The sequence below is a fragment of the Pararhizobium sp. PWRC1-1 genome (genome assembly GCF_049897905.1).
Taxonomy (GTDB): domain Bacteria; phylum Pseudomonadota; class Alphaproteobacteria; order Rhizobiales; family Rhizobiaceae; genus Pararhizobium.
Genome location: NZ_JAFCXE010000014.1, coordinates 98,075 through 110,273 on the forward strand (window position 1 = coordinate 98,075; position 12,199 = coordinate 110,273).

9 protein-coding genes and 3 pseudogenes are annotated in these 12,199 nt (G+C 59.9%); 6 read left to right on the forward strand and 6 right to left on the reverse strand.

Annotated elements, in window-relative coordinates; all coding sequences use genetic code 11:
- Positions 1 to 36: 36 nt before the first annotated feature.
- The 5 genes and pseudogenes from ACP7E0_RS21020 to ACP7E0_RS21040 all read left to right on the forward strand — a co-directional run.
- Positions 37 to 1,170, forward strand: a complete 1,134-nt coding sequence (locus tag ACP7E0_RS21020) for an efflux RND transporter periplasmic adaptor subunit (RefSeq protein WP_426127481.1) — start codon at positions 37 to 39, stop codon at positions 1,168 to 1,170.
- Positions 1,167 to 1,874: an ABC transporter ATP-binding protein gene (locus ACP7E0_RS21025; protein ID WP_426127482.1), complete on the forward strand. Its 708-nt coding sequence runs from the start codon at positions 1,167 to 1,169 to the stop codon at positions 1,872 to 1,874. Before ACP7E0_RS21020 ends, ACP7E0_RS21025 begins: the two co-directional genes overlap by 4 nt.
- Complete coding sequence (locus tag ACP7E0_RS21030) at positions 1,874 to 3,016, forward strand: ABC transporter permease (RefSeq protein WP_426127484.1); 1,143 nt, start codon at positions 1,874 to 1,876, stop codon at positions 3,014 to 3,016. Before ACP7E0_RS21025 ends, ACP7E0_RS21030 begins: the two co-directional genes overlap by 1 nt.
- 5 nt (positions 3,017 to 3,021) lie before the next feature.
- Positions 3,022 to 4,222 (forward strand): annotated as a pseudogene (locus tag ACP7E0_RS21035) (ABC transporter permease).
- Positions 4,223 to 4,403: 181 nt separating this feature from the next.
- A pseudogene (locus ACP7E0_RS21040) lies at positions 4,404 to 4,580 on the forward strand (sensor histidine kinase); the annotation flags it as partial.
- A gap of 60 nt (positions 4,581 to 4,640) precedes the next feature.
- Here the strand turns inward: ACP7E0_RS21040 and ACP7E0_RS21045 are convergent.
- Positions 4,641 to 5,717, reverse strand: coding sequence for a D-TA family PLP-dependent enzyme (locus tag ACP7E0_RS21045; protein ID WP_426127486.1), 1,077 nt, complete (start codon positions 5,715 to 5,717; stop codon positions 4,641 to 4,643).
- Between the two features lie 357 nt (positions 5,718 to 6,074).
- On the reverse strand, positions 6,075 to 7,007 hold the full coding sequence (locus tag ACP7E0_RS21050; RefSeq protein WP_426127488.1) for a helix-turn-helix domain-containing protein: 933 nt from the start codon (positions 7,005 to 7,007) through the stop codon (positions 6,075 to 6,077).
- Positions 7,008 to 7,065: 58 nt separating this feature from the next.
- Between ACP7E0_RS21050 and pobA the strand changes: the two genes are divergently transcribed.
- Positions 7,066 to 8,238 carry a 4-hydroxybenzoate 3-monooxygenase gene (gene pobA, locus ACP7E0_RS21055; RefSeq protein WP_426127490.1) on the forward strand — a complete coding sequence of 391 codons (1,173 nt, stop codon included), beginning with the start codon at positions 7,066 to 7,068 and terminating at the stop codon, positions 8,236 to 8,238.
- 112 nt (positions 8,239 to 8,350) lie between these two features.
- Here the strand turns inward: pobA and ACP7E0_RS21060 are convergent.
- The 4 genes and pseudogenes from ACP7E0_RS21060 to ACP7E0_RS21075 all read right to left on the reverse strand — a co-directional run bounded on the left by ACP7E0_RS21060 (position 8,351) and on the right by ACP7E0_RS21075 (position 12,198).
- A pseudogene (locus ACP7E0_RS21060) lies at positions 8,351 to 8,889 on the reverse strand (DUF6691 family protein).
- Complete coding sequence (locus ACP7E0_RS21065; protein WP_426127492.1) at positions 8,886 to 9,281, reverse strand: YeeE/YedE family protein; 396 nt, start codon at positions 9,279 to 9,281, stop codon at positions 8,886 to 8,888. Before ACP7E0_RS21065 ends, ACP7E0_RS21060 begins: the two are co-directional and overlap by 4 nt.
- Entirely contained in the window at positions 9,278 to 10,501 is a 1,224-nt protein-coding gene (locus tag ACP7E0_RS21070; protein ID WP_426127493.1) for a D-alanyl-D-alanine carboxypeptidase, read from the reverse strand. Before ACP7E0_RS21070 ends, ACP7E0_RS21065 begins: the two co-directional genes overlap by 4 nt.
- Positions 10,502 to 10,530: 29 nt before the next feature.
- Positions 10,531 to 12,198: a peptidoglycan D,D-transpeptidase FtsI family protein gene (locus tag ACP7E0_RS21075; protein ID WP_426127495.1), complete on the reverse strand. Its 1,668-nt coding sequence runs from the start codon at positions 12,196 to 12,198 to the stop codon at positions 10,531 to 10,533.
- Position 12,199 lies beyond the last annotated feature (1 nt).

Sequence of the window (12,199 nt, forward strand, 5' to 3'; positions counted from 1 at the left end):
GGTCTCGTTTCCGCTCCAGCCACTCATGCTGGTTGCATGAACACACATCCCGACATTCGCACCGAACACGATCGCAAGCTCGCCGAGACCCTGAAGTCTCTGTCTTTCGAGCCTGCTCCTGACAACACGAAGCCGCAGAACCGGCCGCTCCGGCGGCTTATCTTTCCCGGCTGCCTCTCAGCACTGGCCTTGGCTGCCATCGGTGGCGTTGTCCTCTCTCAGGCGGAAACGACCCACACCATTCAGGCCACCATTTCCACTCTGCCCAATCCTGCAGACAGCGTTTCATCGTCCATAGAGGTCGGTGCGCATCAAGACGCAGGGAATGAGGAGCAAAACACTCCGCGAAATCCCATCACAGCAGTTCGCGAACTGACAGGCTCCGGTTTTGTGGTCGCTCCACGCGTGACGACCGTCTTCTCCAAATATGAAGGCAGGATCACCAAAATCCTGGTGGATGCCGGTGATCGCGTCGAAAAGAACCAGGTCCTGGCGACACTTGAGGATGCCGGCGCCCGCTTCGCGCTCGATCAGGCGAAAGCAGGAAAAACTGGAGCGGAACTGGTCCTTGCGGGCCGGGCCATCGATCTTGCACAGGCCCGCGCCTCTCTTCACCGCTCACAGACGTTAGCGGCCAGGGATGCCACATCCGATCAGGCGCTCGAAGAAGCGCGCACGCTCGCGGACCGCGCCTTAAACGCGCTTGCGCAAGCCAGGCAGGACCTTGAACGCGCTGATCTCGCCATCCGTATCGCCGAAGAACCGGTCGCGGAACTGACCGTTCGTGCACCCTTTGCCGGCACCGTGACGCGACTTGAAGCCCATGCCGGCGATACCGTGCTGGCGCGTATCGACAGCGTGCGCGAAGGCCAAAGCCTGATGACGATCACCGATACGGCGAGCATGGTGATAGACGCCGATATCGCCGAAACCAGCATTGCCCTGCTCCAGCCCGGACTTCAGGGCGAGGCGATCCTCGACGGGTTCCCTGGTCGGCCCTTCGCCGTCACGATCCTGCGTCTGGCACCCGTCATCACTGCGGAAAAAGGGACCGTTGCCCTGCGCCTGTCCCTTGCCGCGCCCCCCTCCGGTATCCGGCCGAACATGGCCGTCCGTATCCGCATCCCTCTCATCGACCAGACCAACCCCATTGGAGGCAACACGCAATGACCCAACATATCGCTCAGGAGCCCTACATAGCGCTCACGGGAATCAGCAAGGCCTACCGCATTGGCGGTCTGGCGATCCCGATCTTTTCCGGGCTCGATCTCTCTATCCACCGCGGCGATTTTGTCGCCGTCATGGGACCATCCGGATCCGGCAAATCGACATTGCTCAACATGCTGGCCGGCATCGACCGGCCCGATACCGGAAGCCTGCGCATCGGCGCAAGTCATCTCGATCAGATGGGCGAAGCTGCACGGTCCTCCTGGCGGGCGCACCATATGGGCATCGTCTTCCAGTTCTACAATCTGCTGCCGATGCTGACCGCCGCGGAGAATGTCGAACTGCCACTGCTGCTGAAACCCCTGTCACGCAGGGAACGGCGCATCCGGGTTGAAAGGGCCCTCGATCTGGTCGGGCTTTCCGGCAGGGAAAAACAATATCCCGGCGTCATGTCCGGAGGCCAGCAGCAGCGGGTCGGTATCGCCCGGGCCATCGTTTCCGATCCAGGCCTGCTTCTCTGCGACGAGCCGACCGGCGATCTCGATCGCAAGTCCGCCGACGAGATTCTCGAAATGTTGCGCTTCCTCAACCGTCAGCTGGAAAAGACGATCGTCATGGTGACGCATGACCCACAGGCAGCACTCCATGCCAAACGGACGCTGCATCTCGACAAGGGCGACTTCATCGAAGAAAAAAGGGCCGCCTGATGACCTTCCTTGATCTTGCCAGAAAGAATGCATGGCGAAAGCCGCTACGGACAGTGCTGCTCATCGTCAGCATAACGGTCGCCTTCCTGACCTATGGGCTAACGGCAAGCTTCCTTGCCGGTGCGCAAGGGGCGGCCGGCGCGAGCGACGATTTGCTCGGCGTCATGAGCGCTGGCGGGCGAACACTGCCTCTGGCCATCGCCGCGATTCCGCGGATTGCGGCCGAACCCGATGTCGCGGCTGTTGGCTATATGAGCCGGATGCGTGGTTTCGTGGATTTGGAAAAAAATGTTGTTGCCGTGAGCGCTGGTGATCCAGCCCTTCTGATGGCCGTCAACGGCAAGGAGCTGGGGCTGACGTCGGATCTCATTCATGCAATCGGACAGGCGCGTGAAAACGTTCTAGTTGGCCGGGCGCTGGCAGACGCGCAAGGGTGGACGGCCGGTCAGCGCATATCCGTCACCACCTTCGACACTGCAAAGAAGGATGGAAGCCGCGACTGGCGCTTCAAGATTGCCGGCATCTTCGAGGGCGAGAATGCCGCAACCGACACCTACTTCATGATCGCCCGCTACGACTATGTAAACGCTGAGCGGGTACGGGGAAAAGATACCGTCGATGCCTTCATTGTCCGCCCACGAGCCGGAGTTGTGCCGGGGGAACTCGCTGCCCGCATCGATCAGCTGTTTGCCAACTCGGCGGCCCCCACGCGAACGCAATCGGAAAAGCAGTTCCTTGAAGCGTTCCTGCGCCAATATGCAGATATCGGCATGATCGTAAATCTCGTCACCAGTGCGGCATTCGTCACCCTGTTGATGATCGTCATCAACACGATGGTTTTTGCGGTGCGCGAGCGCCTGTTCGAGATCGGCGTATTGAAGACACTCGGCTTCTCGCAGATGCGGATCATGACGCTGATCCTTAGCGAGACCCTGTTCGTCTTTGCCATCGGTGGCGGTTGCGGCCTAGCGCTCGCCAAACTCGCGACCGTCTTTGCCGGTCCAACCCTGGGACTGGTCTTCTCTCCGCTCGTACTTGCCAAGGCGCTCGGGATCCTCGTGGCCGTTGGCTTTGTCACCGGTGCTTTACCGGCCCTCCATGCGATCCGCACGCCCATCATCAACGCTTTCAGATCGAGGTAATGTCCATGCTCTCTCAACTCCAGCAAATACGCGTGATGATACGTGCCAATCTCTTCAGCCTACAGCGCCGTGTCGCCATTTCGGCCTCGATGGCCCTGTCGGTCGCCCTTGTGGTTTGTGTCCTCGCAGGATTTCTAGCAATGGCGAAAGGCTTCGAAACAGCGCTAGAAAGTGCCGGATCTCCCTTGGTCGCGGTCGTGCTCGGTGGCGGGACCAACCAGGAGCTAGGCTCCGACATCCCAGCCTCCGTCTTGCGCACCATAGACGCCACCACCGGAGATATCGGTTCCGCCCGCGACACTGCCGGTGACCTCGTCTCCTCGCGCGAAATTGTCGTACCCGTCGATATCAGGCAAGGACCGGACAGCTTACCCCGGACGCTGGCATTGCGCGGCATGGAAGCGGCAGGTCCGTCGATCCGTGACGGTATAACCCTGTCTCAGGGGCGGTTTTTCATACCAGGCTCCCGCGAGATCGTGGTTGGCGATCGTCTTGCCCGCGAGTTTGGTTTGTCGGTCGGCGATACCGTCCGCCTCGGCGCGGTCGACTGGGCGGTTGTGGGACATTTCTCAGCACATGGCAGCGCCTTTGAATCAGAGCTCTGGGGCGATTTGGATGCCGTTCGCGCGGCCTTTTAACCGGCAAGGTCAGGTACAGAGCCTTCGGTTGCGGTTGACCCGTCGAGACTCTCTCAATCGGTTGCAGGGCAGTCTGTCCACGATTGCGGGAACACCTTTGACCGCCCTTTCCGAAGCTGGCCTTTACGCTGCCCAGTCAGGGCGAACTGCCAGCCTTATCCGGTTGTTCGGTTGGCCGATCGCACTGCTCATGGCAATAGGCGCCACGGCAGGGGCACTCAACACGATGATGAGTGCCGTCTCCGACCGGACGGTCGAGATCGCCACCGTCCGCGCGCTTGGTTTCAGCCGCCTGTCGGCCTTTATCGGAACATGGCTCGAGGCCATGATGCTTGCCGCAATAGGCGTCATCCTGGGCCTTGCCGCATCGTGGCTCGTCTTCAACGGTTGGCAAGCCAGTACGATCGGCGCCAACAACGCACGCATGGCCTTCCAGTTGACGGTTACCGGCGATGTCCTGGCGACAAGCGGTCTATTGGGCCTCGCTATCGGAATCCTCGGCGGTGCACTCCCCGCCATCGCGGCAACGAGGTTGCCGATAACCGCGGCGCTGCGGACGCGAGGATAGTTGCCCCGGCGGTTGCCCGAAACGCAGCGGGGATCCCGGCAGCGGGGAAGCCCGTCTCTTTGCACACACGCAAGTCCACCGTGGTTGCTCGGTGAGAAACGAGGGAAAACTGCTCGCGTAATGTCTCTGGAATCTCCGTGGGCAAAATGGGAACCGTCAGAGCAATTCTGTTCATGACGGGAAACGTCTCCGCGTGCTCGAACCTTTCCACCGCCTCAACCTGCAATCACCGGGAGCCGGTCTTGGCTTGGATCTCGCGCAGAAGGCCGCAGAGCTTCATGGCGGCAAAGTGCATTTTCTCGACGGTCAGGATCGCTTTATCGTTCGGTTCGAGCTCGGCGCCTCGCATCTGCTGTAGGACTATCCGCTCTAAGGCAGCTGTGGAGAGACCCGCCGAGCGGCGAGCGCTCGGCACCTGTCAAACGATCCTTCCACGTGCCGCGACCGGCCAGACGGCTGAGATTTCGCCCTGTTCGACAATCGTGACGGCGTCCACCATGTTGGTAACGACGCAGGCGTGATTGGGCACGATGCGCAGCCTATCGCCGACCTTGAGATTGATCGGCATCTGGCTGACGAGACGGCCATGTTCCTCTGAGAGTTGGTCGATAGCGATATCATCACGGCCGAGCACATGGCCATAGCCGGAAAGGCCAAGCAAATCGGAGGTCAATGTCTTGGAACCGGCATCGATGATGGCGCGGTTGGGTGATGGTACCGAAACGACGGTTGCAAGCACCGTAAGCGCGCAGTCATCCCAGCTGCAAACACCGCGCGAGACCAGCGATCGATCGTTATAGACATAGGTTCCGGGGCGGTATTCGGTGGCGACGGGTGCCTCGGCCGCGGTCATCATCGATGGCGTGCCGCCGGAAGTAATGACGGGAACGGCGATGCCAGCAGCCTCGATCAAGGCTTTTGCACGCGTCATGAAGGCTTCGACGGCCGCCGCTCCATCTGCCGGCGGGTAGGTCATCAGGCCGCCGAAGACGAGGCCTGGCGCCACAGCGATCCGCTGTGAGAGGGCTGCGGCAGCCTCGGGGGTTGGCACTCCGCAACGATCGGCGCCGGTATTGCATTCGACCAGAACGCTCAAGGGTGTGGGTTGCGAGACGAATTTCGACGACAGTCCGTCGATGACCATTTCATTGTCGGCGACAACGCTGAGCGTCACCTTACGCGCCAGGCCGGCGAGGTGATCCAGCTTTGAGGCACCAAGGATATTGTAGGTGATCAGCACGTCGCGGATCTGCGGGCTCCCGGCCACCATCGCCTCGGCCTCGGACACCTTCTGGCAGGTGACGCCGATTGCCCCTGCCCTCAGCTGCATCTCTGCGATGGCCGGAAGCTTGTGCGTCTTGATATGCGGGCGAACTTTCATGCCGTGTGCATCAGCATAGGCCTGAAACCGGTCGATGTTGCGGCGGGCAATATCGAGATCAACCAGCACCGCCGGCGTGTTCACGGTCTGAAGTGTCAATGCGGCCTTGGTCATGGTATCCCCCGGAAAAATGTCCGATGCGATTAAACACGGTAGAAAATTGCTGCACACGTATTGCGCCGATTTCTATCCGGAGAATTCTTGACAATCTATTCACCCCCGCTTGGAAACATGTAAATCCACTAAAACAGAATGCCGGGATTTTTGAACAATCACTTCGTTACCGGAGGCGCCAGGCAATTAAGAACACCCCCGCCATCCCGCATTGGATGCGGCATCGAGAAATCGATGCGCTCTGGCGTCCAGCTTGATGGTCGGCAGACGTCACATTCATAACTTGGACGAGTGGAAGAAAGGGCTGGCGGCCCGCACGGGACCACATCGCTGCGCCTTTGGAGCCTGATCATGCGTTCAGCGCTTCCTGTCCTGCGCCAGTCGCCATTGACGGGGTGAGAGCCCCGTTTGCGTCTGGAAAAAGCGCGAGAAATACGCCGGATCCGAAAACCCCAGCCGGTAACCGATTTCCTGCACCGGGATCTGTGTGAACAGCAATTCCCGTTGGGCTTCGTCGATCAGCTTCCCATTGATCAGCATCTGGGTATTACGGCCATTATGCTGCTTGACGATGCGGTTGAGATGGGTCGGCGACAGCCCGAGCTCGCTTGCATAGAACGTCGATGGTTTGTGCGAACGGAAATGCTGATGGATTAGGCCGGTCAGCCTGTTCAGACGGCGCTCATTTTCGGTCGTGCCACCCTCGTCGTCACCGCCAGCAGAAATGCGCGCGGTGAGCCGCAGCACCGCAGTTAGATAAGCCTCGCAAAGATCCGCCGGTCCGGTTCGCCTTGCAGCCGTTTCCGCCGCCAGCCGGTGCAGGGTCTTGGCGATGTAGCGGCCGTCCTCATCCCCCTGAGGCAAGGCTGTCAGCTGGGGGGTGGCAAGCCATTCCCCAAGCTGGCTGGGATCCCCCGGCATCGTCTTCAGGTGCGAAGCCGATATGGTGAAGACATAACCGTCGATATCCTTCGAAAAGCGAAAGCCATGGCGCGCAAAGGGCGGAACAGTGATGACGGCAGGCGTGACAATCGGATGGACCTCGTCGCCGAAGATGGCATCGCCGGAGCCGGTTTCGATGTACAGAATTTGAAAGAACTGTTCGTGGCGGTGCAGCCCGATCTCCCAGTGATGCAAACTGCTGCGCGATGGAATTGTTTCACAATGCAGCCAGAAAGCGGGAGAATCTCCGGCTTTTTCGCCGTACAGGTCGTAGGTAGGGATCGAGCGCATTGGTTTTCTTTGGGTTCTCATGTTCGATTTGTGCAATTTCTTGGCGGCGATGTCCATGGAGAGAAGCAGGCGCCGGTGTCACAACTGAAGCAATGCAAAGCTTCGGGAGGAAGAGATGCGCACGCAGGTCGTCATCATCGGTTCAGGACCGTCCGGATTGCTGCTCGGGCAATTGCTTGCCAGGGCCGGGATCGAGGCCGTTATCCTGGACCGGGTAAGGAAAGACTACATCCTCGGGCGGGTGCGTGCAGGCGTACTCGAACAGGGCACCGTTGGATTGATGGAAGCGGCCGGCGCGGGAGCGCGGATGCATGCCGAGGGCTTGCCCCATGACGGCTTCTCCCTCGCATTCGACGGACGCGACCACCGGATCGATCTCAAGGATCTGACCGGCGGCAAGGGCGTGATGATCTACGGCCAGACGGACCTGACGCGCGACCTGATGGAGCATCGCGAAGCGATCGGCGCGACGACGATCTACAATGCTTCAAACGTCTGGCCGCATGACTTCGATGGCCACTCGCCCTACGTCACCTATGAGACCAACGGCGTCACTCATCGCATCGACTGCGATTTCATCGCCGGCTGCGACGGGTTTCACGGCGTCAGCCGCAAGGCCGTGCCGGAACAGGCAATCACCACATTCGAGAAAGTCTACCCGTTCGGCTGGCTCGGGCTGCTTGCCGATGTGCCGCCGGTCAGCCACGAACTGATCTATGCCAACCATCCGCGCGGCTTTGCGCTCTGCTCGATGCGCTCGGCAACCCGCAGCCGCTATTACCTGCAATGTGCGCTCGACGAAAAGATCGAGGACTGGAGCGACGACCGCTTCTGGGATGAGTTGCGGCGGCGTTTGCCTGCCCATCACGCCGGGGCCCTGGCGACAGGCCTCTCCTTCGAAAAGTCGATCGCGCCGCTGCGCTCATTCGTGGCCGAACCGATGCGGTTCGGCACTCTCTTCATGGTTGGAGACTCGGCCCATATCGTGCCGCCGACGGGCGCCAAGGGTCTCAATCTGGCGGCCAGCGATGTCCACTACCTCTACGCGGGCCTCTGCGAATATTATCAGGAACGTTCGCTGGCCGGTATCGATGCCTATTCCACCCGCGCGCTCTCCCGCGTCTGGAAGGCGGTGCGTTTTTCCTGGTGGATGACGACGATGCTGCACCGCTTTCCCGATACCCGCGCTTTCGACCAGAAAATCCAGGAAGCCGAACTCGATTATCTCACCCATTCCCGTGCGGCAGCGACAGCGCTGGCGGAGAATTATGTCGGGTTGCCATACTGATGGTTGGCAGGCGTGGCTTTCTGTCAGCATGTAGCCGTCCCTCCGCCCGCAGGCTTTGAGCACCGGGAACACCCTCTTGCGAAGAGATCGGCAATTTGAACAGGCCGGGCTATCAGCAGCCATCAAAACCGATCGGTTGGAAGGCGCGCCTTGAGGGCGATGCCTCGAACGAACTGTTCGAGATGTTGACCGAATGGAAAACCAACGCGTAGACCAGCATGAAACCGACGATGCTGCCCACACGGTCGTGCAGCGTCATGCCGACGATCATGCCTATTACAAAGACCAAGGATTCACCGAGGCCGACCGACAAGGACGCAACCGCCGGGCCGGGGCAGAAACCACCGAAGCCCCAACCAACGCCAAACAGAGCCGAACCGATAAGGAGCGGCGGGTCGACCTTTTTGTTCTTCGGGACATGGAAGGATCCATCGAGAAGGGACGATCCATTCGGTACATGACGCGGACGCCGACGAACGCTATGATAACCGCTCCGCCGAGAACGAAGGCAAGGCTGGGATCCCAGACCCCGAAAATGTCGAGGAAACCCTGCACCCGGGCCGGGTTCAGCATGCCGGAGAGCGAAAGGCCGAAGCCGAACACTAGACCGGATGTTAGCGCGGCAGCCGTCTGAAGGATTTGGGGGTTCATTGTCCGATTCCCCTCAGAACCGTCACGGCAACGACGCCGGCGGTTAGAAATGTTGCGACGGCCGCTATCGACCGGGGTGAAAGCCGGGCGAGCCCGAGCACGCCATGTCCGCTCGTACATCCAGACCCCATCCGTGATCCGAAACCGACAAGCAGGCCCGCGCCGATGATCAGCGGCCAGCCAGCAGAAATCTCGACAGTCGGCCACTGCCCGAAGCTGTATAGGTAGACAACCGGACCGAGGAGCAGACCGACGACGAAGGCAAGGTTCGTTGCGATCCCTCCTCCTTGGGCAAGACGCGCAACGATTCCGCTGATCCCGGCGATACGACCGTTAACGAGAAGCAGCATGACGGCCGACAAGCCGATCAACATGCCTCCGATGATCGTCATTTGCCCACCACGGGATTTGTCGTTGGCACCACAAAGCATTCGAAGCGTCTATCTCTGAGCAACTGGCATCCAGAGACGGCGCTCTCTCGGCTGAGAAACCCGGTTAGCCTAGCGCGATAAAGGCCGGCGGATTGACCTTCGATACGTGTGATTGAAACGCCGAGTTCAGGCAAGCCAACATGCACAACTTTCTTTGCCTGGGCGAGTAGTTTGACGGCGGCCACTTTTGTGTTGCTTGCTGAAATCTGAACTATCCACGTCGTAGATGGTTTGGTTAGCCTAGGGGCCGGGCCATTGTCTAGAGACGCCACCTCGATTTCGCCGCCTTTGCTGTCAAACTGCGGCTGCATTGCCGGGACAGGAAGGGCCGATCCTGCTCCTGAATCTGCCGCTCTCGCCTTGATACTCGCGACGGCGATATGCCGGTCGAAGAGTGCTGCCATAGTATCGTCACGACTGCGGGGCGACTTTCCGCCAAGCACCACGCCGACCACCCGGCGCCCACCGGTATTATAGGCGTTGACGCTGTTGAAACCCGACGCATTGACGAAGCCGGTTTTGATGCCATCGACGCCGGGATAGCGGTCCATCATCCGGTTATGTCCCTGAATGACCCGGCCGCGAAACGTAAAGGAACGTTGCGCGAAAATGCGATATTCCTTGGGAAAGTCTCTCATCAGCGCGACGGCGAGGATGGCCATTTCGCGCGCCGTGGTGACCTGGCGTTTATCCGGCAGGCCTGAACCGTTGCGGAAGACCGTGCGCTGCATCCCCAGCGCCCGCGCTTTTTGCGTCATCATCGTGCCAAATGCCCTTTCTGATCCCGCAAGATGATCGCCCATCGCTTCGGCCGCATCATTGGCCGAGCGGATCGCCATGGCGTAGACCGCTTCCTTCACGGTCAGCGTCTTGCCGGCGGCGAGCCCGAGCTTGAACGGCTCAGTTGCTGCGCCATTCCGCGACATCACAATCGTCTGATCCCATCGGAGACGTCCCGCATGCAGCGCCTCAAAGGTCAGATACAGTGTCATCATCTTTGTCAGCGACGCCGGATGGTTGAGCACATTCGCGTTTTCCGCGGCCAGCACTTTGCCCGTGTTTGCATCAAGCACCAGGTGGGCCTGACCGGCTGTTGCAAGGCCAATGCCGGCAGACAAAATGCACAGTAAGAGTACGCCATGCAAAGCCAGGATTTGCAGTCGATGGATCGTCTTTCGCATATTGGTTTCCTTGTTTCGGGAGCCTGCTGTCATCGCAGGGAATGAAAAGGGTCTGGCTGCACATCGAATGAGGGCAACTCGCCGAGCATCGGGAGCACCCGGCTGAACACCGCGCTGCCAAGTGGTGCCGCGTTCCACCCGGCTGTGCGGAAGCCGTAGGTTTCCGGCAGAGCCTTTGGCTCGTCGAGAAGCGTGAGCAGTAGAAATTTGGGGGCATCGGCAGGAACAATGCCCATGAAGGAGGTGATATTGAGGGTCTTCGAATACTGGCCGCGGACCACCTTCTCAGCCGTCCCCGTCTTGCCACCGATCAGGTAACCCACAACCCTGCCATTCTTGGCGGACCCCACTTCGGCATTCAGAGTGAACAGATAGCGCATGGCCTCGCTGGTCCGAGCGGTGACGAGGTCGGATGCGATGAGACGCGGAGCGACCGCTGCCGCCTTGAGGAAGGTCGGGCGGATCAGGCGTCCCCCATTGACCAGCGCGGCGACGCCCATGGTCGCCTGCAGCGGCGTGACTGCAAGACCGTGTCCGAACGAGGCGGTCGCCGTGTCGATATCAGTCCAGCGCCTGGGTAGGATCGGCGTGGCCGTCTCAGGCAATTCGGTGCGGAGTGTGTCCATTTGCCCGAACTGCTGCAGGAAGCGGCGGTGCCGACCCTTGCCGACGTCGAGAGCCATCTTCGCCATTGAGATATTCGACGAATAAATGAACGCCTCCGGCAGCGATAACGGCCTGTACTTGCCTTGGAAATCGTGAATTCGAGCGCGGCCGAAAGCGAGCGGCCTGCTCGCATCAATGACCGAGCGGATAGAGAATCTGCCTGAGTCAAGCGCCATGGCGGTGGTCAGCGCCTTGAATGTCGAACCCATCTCGAAATCTGCTGCTGCAATACGATTGATGCGATCGGGCTTCAGCGCATCGGCGGGACTATTCGGATCAAAGTCAGGCAGGGAGGCGAGCGCGAAAATCTCTCCGGTCTCGATATGAAGCACAAGCCCAGCACCGGCCTTGGCAGCAAATTTCTCCATCGCCTTCCTCAACTCCGCTTCTAGTGCATGCTGCACGCGGATGTCGATCGTGGAGACGACGGGCGTGAACGCCTCGGTGGAGATATCCATACCACTGTGACGAAGATCTGCGAGACCATCAGTCTCGATCCATTTCTCGAGCCCCGATATTCCGACATTGTCGACATTGACCGCGCCGAGCACATGTGCCGCCAGCGCTCCGTTAGGATAAAATCGCTTTTTTTCCCTTTGGAAATTCACGGCGGGTACGCCGGCATCCCACAACGCCTGCTCCTGGAAGGGCGTTATATGCCGCTTAATCCACGCAAATTGAGAGCCGGAAGAGAGGCGGTCGTAAAGTTGACGGCGGTCGAGTTCCGGTAGCACTGCAGTAATGCGCTCTACCGCTTCGTCCACATCGACAATCAGCCGGGGCACAGCGAAGGCGCTGGTGACGGGAAGGTCCATCGCCAGAATGGCGCCGTTTCTGTCAAGAATAGCCGGACGGCCGTTGATGGCGGCCTTCGGCGGATTTTGAGACTGGGGCGGCGCCAGGAAAGCAAGACAGACCAGACGGCCGAGCACAATCAGAAACACGGTCAGGAAAGCCGCCATCATGAGTACGATGCGGTGACTTGAGGACAGACTGCGGGACCTTATCGTCGAACCCGAATATGCGCGCATG